27 protein-coding genes and 1 riboswitch are annotated in these 21,525 nt (G+C 36.7%); of the genes, 22 read left to right on the top strand and 5 right to left on the bottom strand.

What is annotated here, in order from left to right:
• Positions 1–45 precede the first annotated feature (45 nt).
• The 4 genes from ACXY7N_RS25830 to ACXY7N_RS25815 all read left to right on the top strand — a co-directional run bounded on the left by ACXY7N_RS25830 (position 46) and on the right by ACXY7N_RS25815 (position 3,948).
• A complete protein-coding gene (locus tag ACXY7N_RS25830; protein WP_088084558.1) occupies positions 46–2,046 on the top strand; it encodes a methyl-accepting chemotaxis protein in 2,001 nt (666 codons plus the stop codon).
• 77 nt (positions 2,047–2,123) lie between these two features.
• Positions 2,124–2,426, top strand: a complete 303-nt coding sequence (locus tag ACXY7N_RS25825) for an MTH1187 family thiamine-binding protein (RefSeq protein WP_001018862.1) — start codon at positions 2,124–2,126, stop codon at positions 2,424–2,426.
• A gap of 48 nt (positions 2,427–2,474) precedes the next feature.
• Positions 2,475–2,720: a YusU family protein gene (locus ACXY7N_RS25820; RefSeq protein WP_016085678.1), complete on the top strand. Its 246-nt coding sequence runs from the start codon at positions 2,475–2,477 to the stop codon at positions 2,718–2,720.
• A 310-nt stretch (positions 2,721–3,030) separates the two neighbouring features.
• A complete protein-coding gene (locus ACXY7N_RS25815) occupies positions 3,031–3,948 on the top strand; it encodes a proline dehydrogenase family protein (protein ID WP_016085679.1) in 918 nt (305 codons plus the stop codon).
• A 22-nt stretch (positions 3,949–3,970) separates the two neighbouring features.
• Here ACXY7N_RS25815 and ACXY7N_RS25810 read toward each other — a convergent pair whose 3' ends face one another.
• Together ACXY7N_RS25810 and ACXY7N_RS25805 are read right to left on the bottom strand one after the other, a co-directional pair.
• A complete protein-coding gene (locus ACXY7N_RS25810; protein ID WP_033659965.1) occupies positions 3,971–4,810 on the bottom strand; it encodes a D-alanyl-D-alanine carboxypeptidase family protein in 840 nt (279 codons plus the stop codon).
• Positions 4,811–4,907: 97 nt separating this feature from the next.
• On the bottom strand, positions 4,908–5,054 hold the full coding sequence (locus ACXY7N_RS25805; protein ID WP_001096344.1) for a YuzL family protein: 147 nt from the start codon (positions 5,052–5,054) through the stop codon (positions 4,908–4,910).
• Between the two features lie 237 nt (positions 5,055–5,291).
• Between ACXY7N_RS25805 and ACXY7N_RS25800 the strand changes: the two genes are divergently transcribed.
• The 7 genes from ACXY7N_RS25800 (at position 5,292) to ACXY7N_RS25770 (ending at position 13,037) form a co-directional block, all read left to right on the top strand.
• Positions 5,292–7,673: a 3-hydroxyacyl-CoA dehydrogenase/enoyl-CoA hydratase family protein gene (locus ACXY7N_RS25800; RefSeq protein WP_016085681.1), complete on the top strand. Its 2,382-nt coding sequence runs from the start codon at positions 5,292–5,294 to the stop codon at positions 7,671–7,673.
• A 21-nt stretch (positions 7,674–7,694) separates the two neighbouring features.
• On the top strand, positions 7,695–8,867 hold the full coding sequence (locus ACXY7N_RS25795; RefSeq protein WP_001206340.1) for an acetyl-CoA C-acetyltransferase: 1,173 nt from the start codon (positions 7,695–7,697) through the stop codon (positions 8,865–8,867).
• Between the two features lie 266 nt (positions 8,868–9,133).
• Positions 9,134–10,918 carry an acyl-CoA dehydrogenase family protein gene (locus ACXY7N_RS25790; protein WP_000416287.1) on the top strand — a complete coding sequence of 595 codons (1,785 nt, stop codon included), beginning with the start codon at positions 9,134–9,136 and terminating at the stop codon, positions 10,916–10,918.
• Positions 10,919–11,057: 139 nt separating this feature from the next.
• Complete coding sequence (locus ACXY7N_RS25785) at positions 11,058–11,780, top strand: MBL fold metallo-hydrolase (RefSeq protein ID WP_488592691.1); 723 nt, start codon at positions 11,058–11,060, stop codon at positions 11,778–11,780.
• Positions 11,781–11,783: 3 nt separating this feature from the next.
• Positions 11,784–12,341 carry a TetR/AcrR family transcriptional regulator gene (locus tag ACXY7N_RS25780; protein WP_098486554.1) on the top strand — a complete coding sequence of 186 codons (558 nt, stop codon included), beginning with the start codon at positions 11,784–11,786 and terminating at the stop codon, positions 12,339–12,341.
• A 184-nt stretch (positions 12,342–12,525) separates the two neighbouring features.
• Positions 12,526–12,753: a helix-turn-helix transcriptional regulator gene (locus tag ACXY7N_RS25775; RefSeq protein ID WP_000813830.1), complete on the top strand. Its 228-nt coding sequence runs from the start codon at positions 12,526–12,528 to the stop codon at positions 12,751–12,753.
• Entirely contained in the window at positions 12,750–13,037 is a 288-nt protein-coding gene (locus tag ACXY7N_RS25770; protein WP_488592690.1) for a DUF2178 domain-containing protein, read from the top strand. Before ACXY7N_RS25775 ends, ACXY7N_RS25770 begins: the two co-directional genes overlap by 4 nt.
• Positions 13,038–13,086: 49 nt before the next feature.
• Here the strand turns inward: ACXY7N_RS25770 and ACXY7N_RS25765 are convergent, their stop codons facing one another.
• Positions 13,087–13,215 carry a hypothetical protein gene (locus ACXY7N_RS25765; protein ID WP_000848031.1) on the bottom strand — a complete coding sequence of 43 codons (129 nt, stop codon included), beginning with the start codon at positions 13,213–13,215 and terminating at the stop codon, positions 13,087–13,089.
• Positions 13,216–13,456: 241 nt separating this feature from the next.
• Here ACXY7N_RS25765 and ACXY7N_RS25760 point away from each other — a divergent pair, with 241 nt between their 5' ends.
• From ACXY7N_RS25760 to ACXY7N_RS25740, 5 genes are all read left to right on the top strand, one after another.
• Positions 13,457–14,170, top strand: a complete 714-nt coding sequence (locus ACXY7N_RS25760; RefSeq protein ID WP_016085686.1) for a CPBP family intramembrane glutamic endopeptidase — start codon at positions 13,457–13,459, stop codon at positions 14,168–14,170.
• Positions 14,171–14,316: 146 nt separating this feature from the next.
• Positions 14,317–14,502 (top strand): hypothetical protein, encoded by a 186-nt coding sequence (locus ACXY7N_RS25755; protein WP_116363712.1) that lies wholly within the window; start codon positions 14,317–14,319, stop codon positions 14,500–14,502.
• Positions 14,503–14,515: 13 nt separating this feature from the next.
• The gene (locus ACXY7N_RS25750; RefSeq protein ID WP_001002991.1) at positions 14,516–14,764 is read left to right on the top strand and encodes a spore coat protein; all 249 of its coding nucleotides are present in this window, start codon (positions 14,516–14,518) and stop codon (positions 14,762–14,764) included.
• Between the two features lie 240 nt (positions 14,765–15,004).
• The gene (locus ACXY7N_RS25745; RefSeq protein ID WP_016085687.1) at positions 15,005–15,955 is read left to right on the top strand and encodes an L-lactate dehydrogenase; all 951 of its coding nucleotides are present in this window, start codon (positions 15,005–15,007) and stop codon (positions 15,953–15,955) included.
• A gap of 22 nt (positions 15,956–15,977) precedes the next feature.
• A complete protein-coding gene (locus ACXY7N_RS25740; protein ID WP_000666176.1) occupies positions 15,978–16,991 on the top strand; it encodes a PTS sugar transporter subunit IIC in 1,014 nt (337 codons plus the stop codon).
• 55 nt (positions 16,992–17,046) lie between these two features.
• Here the strand turns inward: ACXY7N_RS25740 and ACXY7N_RS25735 are convergent, their stop codons facing one another.
• Positions 17,047–17,694, bottom strand: coding sequence for a phosphatase PAP2 family protein (locus tag ACXY7N_RS25735; protein WP_016085688.1), 648 nt, complete (start codon positions 17,692–17,694; stop codon positions 17,047–17,049).
• 143 nt (positions 17,695–17,837) lie between these two features.
• Here ACXY7N_RS25735 and ACXY7N_RS25730 point away from each other — a divergent pair, with 143 nt between their 5' ends.
• The 3 genes from ACXY7N_RS25730 to gcvH all read left to right on the top strand — a co-directional run bounded on the left by ACXY7N_RS25730 (position 17,838) and on the right by gcvH (position 19,658).
• On the top strand, positions 17,838–18,365 hold the full coding sequence (locus tag ACXY7N_RS25730; protein ID WP_016135955.1) for a hypothetical protein: 528 nt from the start codon (positions 17,838–17,840) through the stop codon (positions 18,363–18,365).
• 502 nt (positions 18,366–18,867) lie between these two features.
• Positions 18,868–19,233: an arsenate reductase family protein gene (locus tag ACXY7N_RS25725; protein WP_000218968.1), complete on the top strand. Its 366-nt coding sequence runs from the start codon at positions 18,868–18,870 to the stop codon at positions 19,231–19,233.
• A 41-nt stretch (positions 19,234–19,274) separates the two neighbouring features.
• The gene (gcvH, locus tag ACXY7N_RS25720; protein WP_000026896.1) at positions 19,275–19,658 is read left to right on the top strand and encodes a glycine cleavage system protein GcvH; all 384 of its coding nucleotides are present in this window, start codon (positions 19,275–19,277) and stop codon (positions 19,656–19,658) included.
• A gap of 131 nt (positions 19,659–19,789) precedes the next feature.
• Here gcvH and ACXY7N_RS25715 read toward each other — a convergent pair whose 3' ends face one another.
• Complete coding sequence (locus ACXY7N_RS25715; RefSeq protein ID WP_176553814.1) at positions 19,790–19,960, bottom strand: hypothetical protein; 171 nt, start codon at positions 19,958–19,960, stop codon at positions 19,790–19,792.
• 166 nt (positions 19,961–20,126) lie between these two features.
• Here ACXY7N_RS25715 and ACXY7N_RS25710 point away from each other — a divergent pair, with 166 nt between their 5' ends.
• From ACXY7N_RS25710 to ACXY7N_RS25700, 3 genes are all read left to right on the top strand, one after another.
• Positions 20,127–20,471, top strand: coding sequence for a toprim domain-containing protein (locus ACXY7N_RS25710; protein ID WP_000640866.1), 345 nt, complete (start codon positions 20,127–20,129; stop codon positions 20,469–20,471).
• Between the two features lie 3 nt (positions 20,472–20,474).
• On the top strand, positions 20,475–20,783 hold the full coding sequence (locus ACXY7N_RS25705) for a thioredoxin family protein (RefSeq protein ID WP_002008881.1): 309 nt from the start codon (positions 20,475–20,477) through the stop codon (positions 20,781–20,783).
• Positions 20,784–20,937: 154 nt separating this feature from the next.
• Complete coding sequence (locus ACXY7N_RS25700; RefSeq protein ID WP_000781215.1) at positions 20,938–21,282, top strand: hypothetical protein; 345 nt, start codon at positions 20,938–20,940, stop codon at positions 21,280–21,282.
• A gap of 125 nt (positions 21,283–21,407) precedes the next feature.
• A riboswitch (SAM riboswitch) is annotated at positions 21,408–21,515 on the top strand.
• Positions 21,516–21,525 lie beyond the last annotated feature (10 nt).

Below are 21,525 nucleotides of genomic sequence, written 5' to 3'. Positions count from 1 at the left end.
ATATAGATTTAGTTAAGTTTATCGTATCGGGATGCTTGGGGGAAGATGTTGAGAAGTTTACGTTTAAAAATTGCGGTAGTATTTTCGGTTCTTATTTCTATGATGTTTGTAATATTAGGTACAGCTATGTATCAATTACAGAAAGAGAAGGAAGTGCGCTCCTTAGACCAGTATTCTCAAAATACGATGGATCTTGTGACAGAGCAACTTACGACATTTGTTCAAAGAACGGATGAAGATATGGGGTATTATGCGAGCAGTGAGATGATTCGTAATATGCTTCAAGATGGAGTTACTCCAGAAGAGGAAGCATTTTTGACGAAAGAGTTTTCGGAGTATAAAAAGAATCATCCTGGCATTTTAGACTTATATATTGGTACGAAAGATAAAAAAACATTAAGTGCCAATCTTGCTGAAGGTGGACAAGTGCCAGAAGGATATGACCCAACGACAAGACCTTGGTATAAAGACTCAGAAGCTGATGTGAAAAAGGTTCACTGGGGACAACCTATGTATGAAATTGCTACAGGTAAGCTAAGTGTGGGAGTGTCTAAAGCAATTACAGCTCAAGATGGATCTGTATTAGGTGTTGTAGCGATGGATGTATCACTTGGAACAATTCAGAAGTTACTTCATAATATTCAATACAATAACGGCGGAGAAATGTTTATTATAAATGATAAAAATATGGCTCTTGTTTACCCAGAGAAAATCGGGAAAGATGTTTCGAAAGAGCCACTTGTGAAGAGTTTAAATAAAGAGGTAACAAAATATGCTGTCACTACATTAAAAGGTGAAGATGTAGTTGTTTATAGTCAGTCATTTGATTTGATGAAATGGAAGATAGGAATTTTTTATCCGAAAGAAACGATTGATGGGCTATTAAATAGTACGAGAAATACAGTCATTATAATGGCATGTATTAGCTTATTCGTTGGAATCGCAGCTTCATATTTGTTCTCAAGAAGATTAGCAAGACCACTGCAACTATTAACGAATCACGTTCAAAAAGTAGCAGAAGGTGATTTAACGTTACGAATGAAAGTGACAAGTAAGGACGAAGTTGGAGAACTGACGAACCATTTTAATCATATGGTTGAGCAAATGAATGAGATGGTAAGTAAAATTAAAAATAGTGTATCAACAGTGCAACAATCAACGAGCAATCTACATTATTTAACGAATGAAACTGTAGCAGCTAGTAGAGAAGTATCAGGTGCAATGGATGATGTGAGCGGAGGAGCTTCTACGCTTGCTAATAGTGTAGATGAAGTTTCAGAGCAGCTCAAGAATATGGCGCAGTCAGTGGAACAAATGAATAACTCTGTTGGTGAAATAAAAGGAGTGGCTGGCAAAGCTGAAGAGGCATCTAAGCAAGGATTAAATACGATGCGGAATTTAGTTCGTACAAGGGGCCAATCATCTTCGATTGTTGTTCATACAGAGGAAGCATCCGGAAAGTTAGAGCAAAGAGTTGGATCGATTCAAAATGTTGTAGAGCTTATAAAGGGTATTTCGGATCAAACGAATTTACTTGCTTTAAATGCATCGATTGAAGCGGCGCGTGCAGGTGAACAAGGTAAAGGGTTTGCTGTTGTTGCTGAAGAAGTTCGAAAGTTAGCAGAACAATCGAAAGAGGCGACAGGAGAAATCACAACAATGATTGGTGATGTACAAGTAGAGGTAAAACGAGTTGTAGAAGTTGTAAGTAAATTAAAAGATATTGCGGATGTGCAAAATAACGTTACGACAGAGGCAGAGGCGGAATTCCGTACAATTATGTCTGTTGTAAATACGATTAGTACTTCAGTGGAACAAATTGTCGAAGAGGTACATAATATTGGTCACGAGCAAGGAGAAATTACAACGGTAATGCATACAATTGCTAGTACGAGTCAAGAAAGCGCAGCTGTTTCTGAAGAAGTAAATGCTGCAACTGAATCTCAAGTGGATCATCTAGAAAAGGTAGCTCATACGATGGAAAGTTTGACGGAGCATATGAGAGACTTAGAAAGATTAGTTGAGCAGTTTAAAATAGAGGAATAACAAATTAGTAAAATGACGAGTATTTCGGTAAAATAGAGAATGGATATATAAGAAGCAAGTATAGGAGGAAGACTACTATGGCAATTGTTGACGTATCGATTATTCCAGTAGGAACGGGTAATCCAAGTGTTAGTGAATATGTAGCAGAAGTACAAAAGGTGCTAGAGAAAAATGCAGATCGCGTGAAGTATCAATTAACACCAATGAATACAGTTATTGAAGGAGATCTTCCTGTCATTCTAGAAGTAATTCAACAAATGCATGAAGTTCCATATACGAAAGGTGCACAGCGCGTTGCAACAACAATTCGTATCGATGATCGTCGTGATAAAGTAAGCACAATGGAGAAAAAATTAAACTCTGTTCGATCAAAATTATAAGAAAAAGCAGCGATTTCCGCTGCTTTTTTCATATAGGAGGTAAATAAGATGAATGAAAAGTTTAACGAACAATTTGACGGGTTGTTAGAGAAATACACGGAACTATTACTGGGAGAGAGCAATGAAGAGAGAAAAGAACAGGTGCAGAAGTGGGCACTTTATTCTTATATTGCCAAGACGATGCCAGCTTTAGTGAAGCATTGGAATGAGACGTATCCAGATGCGAAAGAAGAGATGGTGAAGCTAATTACGGACATTAAAAAAATGAATGAAGAGAAGAGAAATGAGCAGTGAGAAAACTTGAGGTGAATGTTACATCAAGTTTTCTTTATTAATATCCTCATATAATTTACATGGAATATAAAGGGTTTTATAAGCATGTCGAATATTTTCGACATGCTTATTTTGTGCCTAGTAAACTCGTTTTTTCTAAATGTCGAAAAATATTTCCTGCATATTTATAAGCGAGAATATAGGGTTTTAAATGTTTTTATAGTATTTTATAAATTATCTAAATAATTATTTGTATCCAATAATTTTAAACAATGATATAATTTTGAAGAGGGGTAAAAAACAGATAAATCAAGTCATAGGGGTGAATTACATGGAACAATTAATGCGAAATTCGTTTCTTTTCTTATCTAAAAATAAAGCGCTAACAAAACTGGCTAAAAAGTACGGTTTACGCTTTGGTGCAGGTCGCTTCGTCGCAGGGGAGACGATTGAATTAGCGACAGCAGCTATTCAGGCATTAAACAAGCAAGGTCTTTGTGTAACAATCGATTATTTAGGGGAATTCGTTGATAATGAAGCGGAAGCAAATGAAATGGCTACCCAATCGATTGAAGCAATCCGTGCAATTGGAAGAGAAGGTCTTGATTCGCAGCTTTCTTTAAAAATGACTTCTATGGGATTAGACATCTCTGATGAAATCGTAATGAACAATATGCGCCGCATTTTAGAAGCTGCAAAAGAAAATGGTGTGTTTGTTACAATTGATATGGAAGACTATACACGCTGCGGAAAGACAATTGATATCTTTAAACAGTTAAAATCTGAATACGATAATATTGGTACTGTTATTCAAGCTTACCTATATCGTACAGAAAAAGATATTGAGGACTTAAATGCTTACAATCCTAATTTACGTCTTGTAAAAGGTGCTTATAAGGAACCCGAAGAAGTGGCGTTCCCGGACAAGAAAGATGTAGATGACAATTATAAAAAAATTATTAAAATGCACTTATTAAATGGAAATTATACTGCAATTGCTTCACATGACGAAGCGATTATTGAATATACGAAAAAACTTGCCGAAGAACACAACATTCCAAGAGACCAATTTGAATTCCAAATGTTATATGGTATTCGTAATGAGCGTCAACTTGAGCTAGTAAAAGAAGGTTACAAAATGCGTGTTTATGTACCTTATGGAAACGACTGGTATGGCTACTTCATGCGTCGTCTAGCAGAGCGTCCAGCAAACGTTGCGTTCGTATTAAAAGGTATGGTTAAAAAATAACCAAGGAGAAAATACTCCTTGGTTATTTTAATTGCTGAAAGGCGTAATGTGCCATTTTCTTCGTATCAGGATATAGTTGCGCGCGAGTAGAAGATAATACAACATTAATGACGCGTTTACCGTCTTTTTCATCCACTGTTACGACCGTATATTTTCCGAGTGCTGATAGACCACTTTTACTTCCAATTGCATATGGATCGTCATATAGTTCTTCTCGTCCATAGTTTGCGATTTTTGGAGAGCGTTCTGAAGTATGTAGAGTTGTACGTGTTGAATTCATATATTCTAGAACAACTGGGTACTTTAATGCTTCTTTCGTAATCATAGCAATGTCATAAGGTGATACTTTATTTCCGAGTGCATCAGCACCACTTGCGTTTTTGAAAGTCGCATGCTTTGTACCAAGTTCCTTCGCTCTAGCATTCATCATTTTTACAAATTCATTTTTTGATCCTGCGATATGTTCTGCGATGGATTCAGCTATTGGATCTGCACTAATGATAAGCATCAGTTTTAATGCCTCATCTCGTTTTAACTTTTCCCCAGCACGAAGTTTAATTTTTTTACTTTGACTCTCTGTTTTAATTGCGTTCTCTGTAATAGTAATTTCTTCATCTTCTTTTACGTTCTCTAGTAAGAGAAGGGTTGTCATCATTTTGGCTATACTAGCCGGATAAGACCGCTCGTCTTCACGTTTCCCATACAAAATTTCACCTGTGTCTGCATCGATTGTAATTCCGTATTGCCCAGTAATGCTAGGTTGATCGGCTCTTACAGCTTGTTGTCTTTGTGCGTAAGAGAAAAAAATCATCCCTGTAAATAGTGTGGCAATCATTACAATCATAACTATTGTTCGTTTCATCATCGTTCCCTCTTTTGTTTTCCATATGTACAAATAAATTGGGCAGAAAAAGCAGCCATTACCCATTATGCCACGTTTTCTGCCCAAAAATATACCGTTATTTTTCGCCCATATTATGCTTCTTATATTGTTGGTTATTACCTTGACGGCCCTTTTCCACACCGTGATTATGCGGACCTGCATTTCCAGTTACGCTTGCTGCGCTAATTCCAGCTTTTGAAGGGTTCTTCTTAAGTTTTGCCATATATATTCCTCCAGTTTCGTCAGATTATAAAAAGGAAAAGTGTATTTAAGTGAAGAAAATACATATATATAGCATGGGCAAATAAAAGAAAAATATTTATTTCTGAAAATTTTATCAATAAATATATTGCGAAAATTCAAACTGTATCATATATTTATTAGTAGAGGCTCACTCATTGATTGCGACTTATGTCGAAAAATTGAATGAGCATTCATTCAAGAATAGGGGGAGAATTGGATGTTCCAAATTAAAAAGGCTGCTGTTCTAGGTTCAGGCGTAATGGGTTCAGGGATTGCGGCACACTTAGCTAATATTGGTATTCCGACATTATTGCTTGATATTGTACCACCTGCGCTAACAAAAGAAGAGGAAGCGAAGGGACTTACATTAGAACATAAAAGTGTGAGAAATCGTTTTAGTAATACGGCTGTGCAAAAGCTATTAAAGCAAAAACCAGCTCCTCTGACAGTGAAAGGAAATCTAGCACTGATTGAAGCAGGTAACTTAGAAGATGATCTTGAGCGTCTAGCTGATGTAGATTGGATTATTGAAGTAGTAGTTGAAAACTTAGATATTAAAAAGAAACTATTTGAAAAAGTAGATGCTGTTCGTAAACCGGGTTCTATTGTAAGCTCGAATACGTCAGGCATTTCAGTAGAAAAAATGGCAGAAGGTCGTTCAGACGACTTCCAGAAGCACTTCTTAGGCACACACTTTTTTAACCCACCACGATATTTAAAACTTCTAGAGGTAATACCGACGAAAGAAACAGATCCACAAGTATTAAGCTTCATGAAACTATTTGGCGAAGACGTTCTTGGAAAAGGCGTTGTTATCGCAAAAGACACACCAAACTTTATTGGAAACCGCATCGGTACGTACGGTTTACTTGTAACTCTTCAAGAGATGATAAAACGCGGCTATAGCATTGGGGAAGTTGATTCTGTAACAGGCCCACTTATTGGCCGTCCGAAGAGCGCAACGTTCCGTACATTAGATGTTGTTGGTTTAGATACATTCGTACACGTTGCAAATAACGTATATGAAAACGTACAAGAAGAAGAGCGTGATGTATTTAAAGTACCAGCTTTCATGCATGACATGCTTGATAAAAAATGGCTTGGAAGTAAAACAGGTCAAGGCTTCTTCTTAAAACAAGGAAAAGAAATTTTAGAATTGAATCCTGAAACGATGGAATACGAAGCTCGCAAAAAATTAAAAGCTGCATCTATCGAGTTAAGTAAACAAGAAAAAGGTTTATCGAATAAATTGAAAGCGCTTGTATACGCGAAAGACCGCGCAGGAGAGTTGTTATGGAACATCATCACACCGACTCTTTTATACTCTGCAAAACTTCATAAAGAAATTGCTGACGATATCGTTGCAATTGACCAAGCGATGAAGTGGGGCTTCGGCTGGGAGCAAGGACCATTTGAAGTTTGGGATGCAATTGGCGTTGAAAAGTCCGTTCAAAAGATGGAAGAAAACGGCGTAGTTGTTCCGACTTGGGTGAAAGAAATGTTAGAGAAAGGTTTCACTACTTTCTACAAACATGATAACGGAGATAGCTACTATTACGATAATGGCGAATATAAGCGAATCGAACGTAATAAAAAGGCAATTTCCCTTAAACAATTAAAAGCGAAAAATGGCGTATTAAAGAAAAATAGCGGAGCGAGCTTAATCGATTTAGGTGACGGCATCCTTTGCTTAGAATTCCATTCGAAGAGCAATGCAATCGGTATGGATATTACGCAAATGATTAACTACGCTGTTGATGAAGTAGAGAAGAATTATAAAGGTCTTGTTATCGGTAACCAATCGAAGAACTTCTGCGTTGGTGCGAACCTAGCGATGATCTTAATGGAAGCACAAGATGACAACTACTTTGAAATTGAGTTAGTTGTTAAAAACTTCCAAGATGCGATGACGAAAATTAAGTACTCTTCTAAGCCAGTTGTAGCAGCACCATACGGTATGACGCTTGGCGGAGGTACAGAAGTTTGCTTACCAGCAGCTAGCATTCAAGCTTCTAGCGAAACGTATATGGGCTTAGTAGAAGTTGGGGTTGGCTTAATCCCTGGTGGAGGCGGTAATAAAGAGCTATACATTAAACACTTAAATAAAATGCCAAACGGTGTAGAGTTTGATCTGCAAAAAGTTGCGAATAAAGTATTCGAATCTGTAGCGATGGCGAAAGTTTCTACATCAGCACAAGAAGCTGTATCGAACAACTTCTTAGGCGATAAAGACGGTATTAGTGTGAATGGTGATCATTTACTATATGATGCGAAACAAAAAGCACTTGCTTTATATGAAGCTGGCTATAAAGCACCGATCCGTAAAAAGATACCAGTTGTTGGTGAAACAGGATATGCAACTCTTGTACTTGGTGCAGAAGCAATGCATTTATCAGGTTACATTTCTGAACATGATCTTCACATTGCGAAGAAACTTGCATATGTCATTGCGGGCGGAAAAGTGCCGTACGGAACAGAAGTTGATGAGCAGTATTTATTAGATGTAGAACGTGAAGCATTTATTAGCTTAGTAAGTGAGATGAAATCACAAGCAAGAATGCAGCACATGCTTGTAAAAGGAAAGCCATTACGTAACTAATAACGAGGGGAGATATCGTTCATGAGAGAAGCTGTCATTGTTGCGGGAGCAAGAACACCAATTGGAAAAGCAAAGAGGGGTTCATTAAAAACAGTTCGTCCTGACGATCTAGGGGCATTAGTAGTAAAGGAAACGTTAAAGCGTGCGAATTATGAAGGACCAATCGACGATTTAATTTTCGGTTGTGCGATGCCAGAAGCAGAGCAAGGCTTGAACATGGCTCGTAATATCGGCGGACTAGCAGGACTTTCTTACGATGTTCCAGCTATTACGATTAACCGTTACTGTTCTTCAGGTTTACAAAGTATCGCTTACGGAGCAGAGCGCATTATGCTTGGTCACTCGGAAGCTGTATTATCAGGCGGAGCGGAATCAATGAGTTTAGTTCCGATGATGGGACACGTTGTTCGTCCGAATAGTCGCCTTGTAGAAGCAGCTCCAGAATATTATATGGGTATGGGACATACAGCAGAGCAAGTTGCTGTGAAATATGGAATTTCTCGTGAAGAGCAAGATGCATTTGCAGTAAGAAGTCATCAACGTGCTGCGAAAGCATTAGCTGCAGGGAACTTTGCTGATGAAACAGTATCTGTAGATGTAACGTTACGTACTGTTGGATCAAATAACAAACTGCAAGAAGAAACCATCATTTTCGCACAAGACGAAGGTGTAAGAGCAGAAACGTCGCTAGACATTTTAGGTAAATTACGTCCAGCATTTAACGTTCGCGGTTCTGTAACAGCTGGTAACTCTTCACAAATGAGTGACGGTGCAGCATCTGTACTATTAATGGATCGTGAAAAAGCAGTGAGTGATGGTATGAAGCCACTTGCGAAATTCCGTTCATTTGCAGTAGCTGGCGTACCACCAGAAGTAATGGGAATCGGTCCAATCGCTGCAATTCCAAAGGCGTTAAAATTAGCTGGTTTAGAGCTATCTGATATTGGCCTATTCGAACTAAATGAAGCATTCGCTTCTCAATCAATCCAAGTTATTCGTGAACTTGGTTTAGATGAAGAAAAAGTAAACGTAAACGGCGGTGCAATCGCACTTGGACATCCACTTGGCTGTACAGGAGCAAAACTAACACTATCTCTTATTCACGAAATGAAACGCCGCAACCAACAATTCGGTATCGTAACAATGTGTATCGGCGGCGGAATGGGAGCAGCGGGAGTGTTTGAATTACTATAAAAAAAGTGGAAGCGGCTCGCTCAGAATGTGAGGGGGATGGAGCTTCAGACGTAGAGGCGCTCTTTGCCTCTCAGGAAGAAGCGAAGCCACCGAACATTCTAGCCGCTGGAACTGGATTATAAAAAAAGTGGAAGCGGCTCGCTCAGAACGAGACGACGCTAAAGAAAAGAATGGAAGCAACAAAGGTTTATAAAAAATAAAATTGAGAGCCAGCTTCTTTCAAAATGAGAGAAGCGGCTTATGAAAATATGAAGGAGGAAATTTTCATGGAAAAAACAGTAGGAAATGCGGTTAAAGGCGGTAGCTTTTTAGTTGATGAGATTACGATTGATCAAGTGTTTACGCCAGAGGATTTTTCATCTGAGCATAAAATGATTGCAAAAACGACAGAGGACTTTATTGTGAATGAAGTTCTTCCAGAGCTTGAATATTTAGAGCAACACGAGTTTGATCGTTCTGTTCGTCTTTTAAAAGAAGCTGGGGAACTTGGTTTATTAGGCGCTGACGTACCAGAAGAGTACGGTGGAATTGGTCTTGATAAAGTAAGCTCAGCGTTAATCGCAGAGAAATTCTCGCGCGCTGGTGGCTTTGCAATTACTCACGGTGCTCACGTAGGTATCGGGTCATTACCAATCGTATTATTTGGTAACGAAGAGCAAAAGAAAAAGTATTTACCACTACTTGCAACTGGTGAAAAATTAGCTGCATACGCATTAACTGAGCCAGGTTCAGGATCTGACGCATTAGGCGCAAAAACAACTGCACGTTTAAATGCAGAAGGTACACATTACGTATTAAACGGTGAAAAACAATGGATTACAAACTCTGCATTTGCTGATGTATTTATCGTATACGCAAAAATTGATGGAGAGCACTTCTCAGCATTTATCGTAGAGAAAGAGTATGCTGGCGTATCTACAAGCCCAGAAGAAAAGAAAATGGGTATTAAATGTTCATCAACTCGTACTTTAATTTTAGAAGATGCATTAGTACCGAAAGAAAACTTACTTGGTGAAATCGGTAAAGGTCATATTATCGCGTTCAACATTTTAAATATCGGCCGTTATAAATTAGGTGTTGGTACAGTTGGATCTGCGAAACGTGCAGTAGAAATTTCAGCACAATATGCAAACCAACGTCAACAGTTCAAACAACCAATCGCTCGATTCCCATTAATTCAAGAGAAACTTGCGAATATGGCAGCGAAAACATATGCAGCTGAAAGCTCTGTATATCGTACAGTAGGTCTATTCGAAAGCCGCATGAGCACATTATCTGAAGAAGAAGTAAAAGACGGTAAAGCAGTAGCAGCTTCTATCGCTGAATATGCAATCGAGTGTTCTTTAAATAAAGTATTCGGTTCTGAAGTACTAGATTATACAGTAGATGAAGGTGTTCAAATTCATGGTGGTTACGGATTTATGGCAGAGTACGAGATTGAAAGAATGTACCGCGATTCTCGTATTAACCGTATTTTCGAAGGAACGAACGAAATTAACCGCCTAATCGTACCAGGTACGTTCTTACGTAAAGCGATGAAAGGTGAATTACCACTTCTTCAAAAAGCACAAAAATTACAAGAAGAGTTAATGATGATGATGCCAGAAGAAGTAGGCGATGAGCCATTAGCACTTCAAAAATATTTAGTAACTAACGCGAAAAAAATCGGCTTAATGGTAGCTGGATTAGCAGCTCAAAAATACGGTAAAGCACTAGATAAAGAGCAAGAAATTCTTGTGAATATCGCTGACATCGTAAGCAACCTATACGCAATGGAGTCTGCTGTTCTTCGTACAGAAAAAGCAATTAAAACAACTGGCCTTGAAAAGAATAAACAAAAAGTGTTATACACTGAAGTATTTTGCCAAGAAGCATTCAACGAAATCGAAGCAGATGCGAAAGAAACACTTATCGCAGTTGAAAACGGCGACATGCTGCGCATGATGTTATCATCATTACGTAAATTAACTCGCCACACACCACTTAACGTAATTCCGAAGAAACGTGAGATCGCTGCGAAAATTTTAGAAGATGAGCGTTACACAGTTTAATACCTTTAAATAACAGTAGTCGTATAAACGACTACTGTTATTTTTTTTGTGAAAAAATGTAATTTTCAGTGACAAAAACTAATACCATTAGTATAATAAAACTAATGGTATTAGTTTTCGTGAAAAGGGAGAGGGAAATATGAGAGTGATACATGAAAAAACGGTATATCAATTGTCATTTTTGCCAAGAGTGTTTCCTGTGAATTGTTACTTTGTAGAGGAAGAAGATGGTTTAACTTTAATTGATGCGGCTTTGCCATATAGCGCAAAAGGAATTTTACAGGCGGCTGAGAAAATAGGGAAACCAATTACGAATATTGTATTAACACATGCGCATGATGATCACATCGGTGCACTAGACGCATTAAAGGAAGTACTTCCTAATGTTCCAGTCTATATTTCTAAGCGGGACGCAAAGCTGTTAGAAGGCGATACGACGTTACAAAAGGATGAACCAAATACGCCAATAAAAGGCGGTGTACCTAAAAAGGTGAAAACGGCACCTGATGTTTTATTAGAAGATGGCGACCGAGTTGGATCGCTTCTTGCGATTATGACACCGGGTCATACGCCAGGATCCATGTCGTTTCTTGATATACGAAATAAAGCTCTTATTGTTGGGGATGCATTTCAAACAAGAGGAGGTATGGCTGTTTCGGGACAAATGAAATTTTGGTTTCCGTTTCCGGCGATGGCAACGTGGAGTAAAGACATATCATTACAAAGTGCAGAGAAGTTAAGAGAATATGAGCCTTCCTTGCTTGCGGCAGGGCACGGAAAAATGATAAAGGATCCAGGGGTTGTCATAGAGCTTGCTATTAAGGAAGCGAAGCGGAATATAGAAAGTAAGAAAGAGGGTTAATTTATGTCACCGAGAATCGGACTTACATTACAGAAAATTATAGAAACAGCTGCAGAAATAGCAGATGCAAATGGAATACAAGAAGTAACGTTAGCTTCATTAGCGCAAACGTTAGGGATACGTTCGCCCTCGCTATATAATCATGTGAAAGGGTTACAAGATGTACGGAAACATCTTGGTATTTACGGAATACAACAGCTGCATAACAAGCTGGAAGAAGCGACCGAGAATAAACGTATGGATGAAGCAATTCATGCATTAGGAGAAGCGTATGTAGCATTCGTACGCAAACATCCTGGACTGTATGAAGCAACCTTTTTACGAGATGAAGAAGTAAGAAAAGCAGGTGACGGAATTGTAAAGCTTTGTCTTCAGGTTTTACAACAGTACGGCTTAGAAGGAGAAAATGCACTTCATGCGACACGCGGATTTAGAAGCATTTGTCACGGATTTGCGTCGATTGAACAGCAGGGTGGATTTGGTTTGCCGCTAGATTTAGATACAAGTCTACATGTATTATTGGAAACGTTTATTAAAGGATTACATGTAATGAGAGATTGAATAAGAAGCGAGACAACTAAAAACCTTAGAAGCGATTCTAAGGTTTTTTTAGTGCATATGATTCCAAAAGAATGGTAGGTGGGAGGATTAAAGTTTCACTTTATTTATGTTAAAAATAGTTTACATGATGTTAAAAATAAATTACAATCAAAATATAGAAAATAATGTAAAACAAGGAGAGGTTATGAAACAAAGTGGGAATTTACAAAATAATCTCGTTGTACTCAGAGCAGAAAAGCGCTGGTCACAAACAGATTTAGCGAATAAAGCTGGGGTAAGTAGACAAACAATCGCCTCAATTGAAGCGAATCGTTATAATCCATCTTTAATTTTAGCTTTTGAAATTGCACATATTTTAGGTAAGGAGTTTCATGAAGTTTTTCAATATAAGATAGAGGGGGAAACGGAATGAGTATTGTAATAGGGATAATAATCTCAGTAGCAGGGCTAATAGGTGTTTTATATTCAAAACGTTTTCAGAAGAATGAAGGGGAAGATGAAAGAGGCGAGCATATTACAGGGAATGCAGCTAAAATTTCATTGTTTGTATTTTTATTTCTATATTTAGTTATCTTTTTAATTGGGAATCTATATTCATTGACAGGTGAACAGTATAAATTAGCAAATGCATTTTTATTAGCAGGGGTACTTTGTTCTTATGCTTTAACTATCGTAGTTTTAAAAAGAAGATATTAACTGGAAAAGAGTCTCTAATGGTTTAGAGGCTCTTTCTTGTTAAATGATATTATTTAGCTGGTTTGAAAAATGTGTATATGGCTAAGGAAAGGCAAACGAAAATAAATGCGATAGGATCTTGATATGGACTAGGCTCAGAACCTTTCTGGATTTCTGTAAGGAAGTCATGTGTTTTCATGTTCATTGCTCCTTTAACTAATAAGTTTTATATGATGCGAGGGTTATGGTGGATAGGAAGTGTTTTTTGAAATTTCATATAATAATTATTGCATAGCAATCCTATTCCTAAAACTATAAAATATAAAGTTTTCATAATATGTAAAATTGCATATTATTCTTTTTGGAAATTTTGTTATATTATCTTTATATTTCAATTAAAGGGTTTTATTAAGATAAATGAGAATAACTGGAGGGATACTGTGAGTAAAACAGTTTTAGAAGCGTATAGTGTGGAAAGAAAAATAGAGAATATAACATATAAAAATCTATTTGTAACGATAGCAATGATTATAGGGAGTTCACTCCTAGGAGGATTATTCCTTGGTTTAGCCTTTGAGATTTATGGAGAAGAAGTATTAAGTACTAATTTAGAAGGATATTATTTACTCTTATTTGATGCAGCTGTTGTTGCTATCGTTTTATTAGCTTATAAACCAGTTCTTCATTTTATTAAATCTATTTGGGATGTATCCGTTTTGAAGAATGGGAAGACATATTTATATCTATTAATTGGTTTTATAGTCATTGCGTTATCACAATATTTAACGTTACATGTGTTTAGTTTTGAAAGTGCAGCAGAACAGAAGGAACAATTAGGGAGCTTCGGGATTCAAAATAGCATACAAAGTATTATATATGTGTTAAGTGTTGCTATAATTACACCGGTTAAAGAAGAAATTCTATTTCGAGGTATTTTATATCGATTTTTAGAAAAGAAATATAATTTTTTAGTTGGTATCATTATTTCTTCCTTCATTTTTGGAATTCTTCATGGAGGTCTTCTAATTACGGCAACGATTATGGGAATGGTATTTGCAATGTTATACAAAAAGACGCAATCTATTATACCTAGTATTATTTTACACATTGTATGGAACTTACTTGTGAGTATAAGTATGATTGTGTCTCTATAAAAATAAATACATAACCAGTATAAAAGATGAATGGCTTAGCTATTCATCTTTTATTTTGTATGCACGTGAAAAAGCTAATTCATGTATACAATCAAAAAAGAGCTAAATACTAACAGTGAACGAATAAAGAAAGGTAGGAGTATTCTATGCAAAATTTAACAGAGCTTGAAGTAGAAAACTTACGCCATTTAATTGGTGGACATGCAACAATTATTAATAAATTAGACCAGTATGCACAGGCTTGTACAGATCCACAACTGAAACAAATGCTACAAAAGGATGCGCAAGATGCACGAAATACGAAACAGAAATTAATGACTTTCCTAGGATAGGAGGAAGCGACAGATGAATGAAAAAGATATGGTAAATGATTATTTAGCAGGATTGAATGCAAGTTTAACAAGTTATGCAAATTATATTTCTCAGTCTGATAATGAACAGTTACATCAAACGTTAATCCAAATTCGTAATCAAGATGAGATGCGTCAACGTAATATGTATGAGTACGCAAAGCAAAAGAGTTATTATAAGCCAGCTGCACCTGCTAACCCAATGATTGTACAGCAATTAAAAGGTCAATTAAGTGCGGAATAAGGGGATAAAAAAACGAGCGAATGAAGTCGCTCGTTTTTTTGTTTTGGGCATGTCAATAAATATATAATAAATATTTTTCAAGTTGTAACAAATATGACGAAAATGTAATATAACAATTCACAAAAAGGACAAAAGTTTGTTCAATATTTCACAAAGTATCCATGGTTTCTATCGTGGGAATCTCTATAATTAAGAGTGTAAAGAACAAAAGAAATATATGATCAATTAGGAGAGATTGCTATGAAAAGAAATACAAGAAAAATTGCAATTATCGGTACTGGATTAGTTGGATCAAGTTGTGCATATTCCATTGTGAATCAAGGCATTTGCGAAGAACTATTATTAATTGATATAAATCATGAACGTGCAGTTGGGGAAGCAATGGATTTATCACACTGCATTAACTTTACAAATACAAGAACAAAAGTATATGCAGGAAGCTATGAAGACTGCAAAGATATGGATATCGTTATTATTACAGCAGGACCAGCACCAAAACCTGGACAAAGTCGCTTAGATACTTTAGGAGCGAGCGCTAAGATTATGGAAAGTATTGTTGGCGGCGTAATGGAAAGTGGATTTGATGGTATTTTCTTACTTGCATCGAACCCAGTTGATATTATTACATATCAAGTGTGGAAATTATCTGGATTACCTAGAAATCGTGTGATCGGTACTGGTACATCACTAGATTCTTCTCGCTTACGAACAATTTTATCTGAAATGTTACATGTAGATCCTCGTAGTATTCATGGGTATTCTCTAGGAGAACATGGTGATTCTCAAATGGTTGCTTGGTCTCACGTAACTGTTGGTGGAAAGCCGATTCTACAAATTTTAGAGGAGAAAAAAGACCAATTTGGTGAAATAGATTTAGATGAAATTGTTGAGAAGACTGCAAAAGCTGGATGGGAAATTTATAAACGAAAAGGTACTACTTATTACGGAATCGGAAATTCTCTAGCGTATATTGCGAGCTCAATCTTTAATGATGATCACCGTGTAATTGCTGTATCAGCCATTTTAGATGGTGAGTACGGTGAATATGATATTTGTACAGGAGTACCAGCTATTATTACTAGAGATGGTATGAAAGAAATTGTAGAACTAAATTTAACAGAGGATGAAGAATCTCGATTCGCAAAATCAAACGATATGTTACGTGATTATATGAAAACAATTGGTTACTAACTTATAGGAGAAGGTGAAACAAATGAAGGAATATATAATGTCTCGTGTATTTAAAGCATCAGCTGGAATCGCACAAGGTATTTTCGTATCCCTTGGAATTGGTTTACTAATCGAAAATATAGGAAGAATTGTTGATATTCCATTGCTTATTACAATCGGAGTTGTTGCAAAATCACTTATGGCACCAGCCATTGGTGCCGGAATTGCTTTTATGCTCGGTGCAAACGGTCTTGTAATCTTCTCGGCTATGGTAGCTGGGGCAATTGGTGCCGGATCCATTTCAATTACTGAAGCAGGCCTAATCATTAAAACAGGTGAGCCAATCGGTGCATTATTAACAGCGACTTTAGCTGTATATATTGGTAAACGTTTAAGTGGAAAAACTGCGTTAGATATGATGCTCGTTCCATTTGCGGCCATATTAGGTTCTGGTTTAGTCGGTATTTGGTTGTCTCATAATATTACTCCTGTGTTAAACACAGTTGGAGCGTTTATTAAAGATAGTTCAGCTGGTAGCCCGTTTATCGCTTCTATCGTCATTGCAGTCGTTTGGGGACTATTACTCATCTCTCCAGCTTCATCAGCTGCGTTAGCGATCGCACTTAGCTTAGACGGTGTTGCAGGCGGTGCTGCTCTTGCTGGATGTGTAGCTCAGTTTATCGGATTCTCTGTCATCTCAGCGAAAGAAAATAATTTAGGTGGTATATTAGCTCAAGCTCTTTGTACTCCGAAAGTACAGTTGCCAAATATCACTAAAAATCCAATGATTCTCGTCCCAACAGTCGTCGCCAGTGCTATAGTTGGTCCTGTATCAGCATTAATTTTCCAACTGGAAGCAGGAAAAGAAATTGCAGGTCTTGGATTAAGTTCTCTTATCGCACCAATTAATTTAATTTCCAGCGAAGGATGGGAAGTTGTCCCAGCGATGGTAATCACTTATATCATCATTCCAGTAGCTGTTTCTTATATACTTTACATTGCTCTTAAAAAAGCAGGTCGTATTCACTCTGGTGATATGACTGTACCGCAATCTTAAATTGAAAATCTCCTTTTATATAGAGAAAAGCAGACTGGAAGCCACAGTCTGCTTTTTACATTTTTTGATTTTGTTTTACTGGAACACGTACGGTTTCTTTTGCTAATAAAAGCTGAACGCCGAAGTAAAGTATGCTTGCAAGCGTCATTCCAGAAATGGCGTCTACAAATGCGTGTTGCTTCGTAAATAGCGTTGATAAAATAATAAGCGTACCGAAGAACGTAAGGATATAATATTCAAAAGCATGTTGTTCTCTACGTTTAAAGGCAGCTAGCATAATGACAAAGGTAGTAAGAACGTGAATGCTAGGGAAACAGTTTACCGGTTGATCGATACTATAAATATAGCGAACTAGTTCGGAAAATACGTCTGATCCAACGACTGTTGGACGTGGTACAGTTGTCTGCCAAAAATAATAAATAGAAAAACAAGCAAGTTTTCCAAGAATGATACTACTTAAAGTGACATAATATTGTTTTCGATTCGCAAAGCAGTAATAAATAAGTGCGCCGTATAAGTAAGGAAACCAAAGTAAATAAGGAATAATAAATGCTTTCACAAATGGAATCCAATCATCTACTACAGTTGTGACATCTACTGCGTGTACAGTCGATTTATTTAATACATCGTAAAGGGGACTTACGAGTACGAGTAGAAGTATATAACTTAACGGAAGAAAAGATGAAAGTTTAAATTTCTTCATGATAATCTCCTATGTTTAGTAATGTAAGTAAATTCAATTGATTATAATATAGAAACGTAATTTGAGCTATCGATTTTACTTACATTTTCTTGAATTCACCTTACGTTTTTGTCACTTGACTGAAAAGAAGGGGAGGGTGCTAAATGAAGCGTTTATCGTATTTCTTATTTTTTATATTGATATGCCTAGTAGGTGCTGGGTGTGCAAAGAATAAAGAAGGAGAGAAATTAGAATATAACGGAAGAGCACTCGTAATTGGAGTTATTGGAGAAAAGCCGAAAGATACGTTTAGGAATATAAAGTTTGAGGAAATGAAGTTAGAGGAACTGGAAAAGAAATCTAAGGAAGTGGATGGTTTTCTAATAATGAAAGATCACTTTCAAGAAGCCTCAACAGATCAGTATAAAAATGTATTTTCATCGCTAAAGAAACCAGTGTTTTTTATCGGTTTACAAGATAAATCATATTCAATTTTTACTACAAAAGGGATAGAGTATAACAGTGCAAGAAAAGATGTAAATGCTATGTATACGCAAGGGTTTGCAAATATTGGAAGTGGTGAAGGGCAACAATGGGCAGTTGGTTTGTCCAATGGTGGAAATACTGAAGAAAGTATTCATAATATGTATACCGTAGTATTTCAAACAATTGCAGATTATTTGAATAGATGATGAAGGAGCCTGTAAACGAGGCTTCTTATTTTTTAAATAAACGTTTGTTTAAGATGTATGTTCGGTAGGAAGAAATCGATGTAGCACAAGGGTTAACAAAGAAAAAATGAGAATTAATCAAACGTTTGTTTAAGATGTATGTTCGGTAGGAAGAAAACAATGCAGCTCAAGGGCTAACAAAGAAAAATGGGAATTAATCAAACGTTTGTTTAAGATGTATGTTCGGTAGGAAGAAACTGATACAGCTCAAGGGCTAACAAAGAAATATAAGGAGTTAATCAAACGTTAGTTTAAGATATATGTTCGGCGAAGGATGAGAGAAGAATCTAAAAAAAATTATATATTTATTTTTTTCTTAACAAATGGCGGAAAAATAAGAAAAATTTGCAGGATTATTAAAAATTATCACGAAATAAGTAAAAGTTTAGCGAATAATCGTTTGAAATAATAAAACGTTTTCTATATGATAAAGGTAAAGGTTAGTAAAAAAGTAGGTGAATTTATGACAGTAACATTTTATTCATATCCAAAGTGTGGCACATGTCAAAAAGCAAAGAAATGGTTTGAGGCAAACGATGTAGCATATGAGATGATTCATATTGTTGAAAATCCACCATCAAAAGAAGATTTACGTAATTTACATGAAAAAAGTGAATTACCATTGAAAAAATTCTTTAATACAAGTGGAATGCGTTACCGTGAACTTGGTCTGAAAGATAAGTTAAAAGATGCGAGCGAAGACGAAATGTATGAGCTTTTAGCATCTGATGGCATGTTGATTAAGCGTCCAATTGTAACAGATGGAACGAATGTAACACTTGGTTTTAACGAAGAGCAGTTTGAAAGTGTGTGGAAAAAGTACCAATAAGGTATTTTTACATAATTAATACATTCACTGGAGGTACAGTCATGAGCATTCCAAATAATTTACGTTACTCTGAAGAACACGAATGGGTAAAAACTGAAGGTAATGAAGTTGTTATCGGTATTACTCACTTTGCACAAGGTGAGCTAGGCGATATCGTATTCGTTGAACTTCCTGAAGTAGGTGCAACAATCGAAGCTGACGAGCCATTCGGAAGCGTAGAATCTGTTAAAACAGTTTCTGAGTTATACGCTCCTGTAAGCGGTAAAGTTGTAGCAGTAAACGAAGAATTAAGTGACCAACCAGAACTTGTTAACGAATCTCCATACGAGGGTGCATGGATGGTTAAAGTTGAACTTTCTGATGCAAGCCAAGTTGAGAAGTTATTAACTGCAGAAAAATATGCAGAAATGACAAACCAAGACTAATTATAGTCGACTAAAGGACAGCCTTTGTGCTGTCCTTTTTTATTTTGGGTTAAATAATGAATGTAGAATCATATACTAATTATTGTGTAGGAGAACGTTTTTTGAAAAAACTTTTTCGTTTGCGCTTTTCATTATGATCTAGCTCCAGCGGCTAGATTGTTCGGTGGCTTCACTTCTTCCTGCAAGGCAAAAAGCGCCTTTACGTCAGAAGCTCCATCCCCCTCACAATCTGAACGAGCCGCTTGTGCTTTTCTTTGTCTAGCTCCACCTCCTAGCCCTTCATGTCTAAGAATCTTCCGCAAGAGAAGACAAAAAGCGTCTTCTGTACGAAAGAACCTTAGCCAACAGGGCTGAACAGTCGGCTCCGCTTTTCTTTTGCAAAAATAAACAGGAAACAACATGAAAATAACGAATATACTATATACTAAGTTAAAGGTTGTATAGTATATGGTGATCGGGTGATGACATATGATTTATGTGGAAAAAGTCATTATTGTAGAAGGTAAATCAGATAGAAGAAAGATTGAATCTATTATTCGTGAACCGGTGGAAATTGTTTGTACAAATGGTACAATTGGTTTGTCGAAAATGGATGAGCTCATTGATCAGTTTTTTGATAAGGAAGTATATGTGCTAGTGGATGCTGATGATGCTGGAGAAAAGTTAAGGAAACAATTTCGAAAAGAATTTCCGCAAGCAGAGCATATTTATATTGATCGCTCGTACCGGGAAGTGGCAACCGCGCCATCTTCACACTTAGCAAATGTATTATGGGGAGCTGACATTGACGTTTATACAGAATATTTACGGTAAGGAATGATAGAAGTGATTGATTGGACAGGAGCCGAAGCTACAGCCCTAATAGAGAACGAAGAAAAAACAGTGTTATATGTATATACTCCAATGTGTGGAACATGCCAATTAGCAAAAAAGATGTTAACAGTCGTTGAGATGACAATTGAAGACTTGAAAATTGGAATGTTAGATTTAAATTATGCTCCGCATTTAGCGAAAGAGTATGGAATCGAAAGTGTACCGTGTTTACTTGTTTTTGAAAATGGGACACTCATGAAGAAGATATATGCATTTCATTCGGTTGAATATTTATATACGGAATTAAAGTAGGCGGCAAAGTTTTTGCCGCCTCGACATATTTCTTGGGAAATATGTCGAGATGCAGGGTGGTTACAGTATTTGTCGAGCGAAAGTAACAGGATTGCTCTTTAGTGAGAGGGAATGGTATGTGTAATAGAAAGTGATATGAAGGATGTGATTTAGGGTGAAATTATATTCTTTGCTGCAATCATTTGTAAATTACGCTAATGGTCAATATCATTTAGAGCCGCTTTTAAGACAAGGAGAAAAAACTGTTAATTTTCGCTTTGGAGATGAAAGTTGTTCGTTACAAATTTCAAGAGATTATATAGAGCTGCTACATGAGGAACGAGGAACAGAGCAAATCGTTTGTTTAGATGAGGAAGATGTAAAACAATTGGTGAACGGCAATGTAAGGTTGCAAATGTTAATGAACGATGGACGTGTACAATATTCGGGAACGTATCGAACGATGCTATTAGTTGAATCGATGTTTCATATATGTAAACCGATGTCAGTAGGTGCTTAAAATTCTGAAGTTTCATTTTTTGCGAAAATTTCTGTTGACATGGTGTATGGATATTGATACAATTCAATTCATAAAATATAGACAATTTCATAAATTACAAATCAGACGAAAATGTAATCTGATTTCTCTTATCAAGAGAGGTGGAGGGACTGTGCCCTGTGAAGCCCGGCAACCGTCAACTTATGTTGAAATGGTGCCAATTCCTGCAAAGCAAATGCTTTGAGAGATGAGAGAGAGGGATAA

It is taken from the genome of Bacillus sp. 5w2, from assembly GCF_054353775.1.
This window is presented reverse-complemented; position numbering and strand designations above follow the sequence as displayed.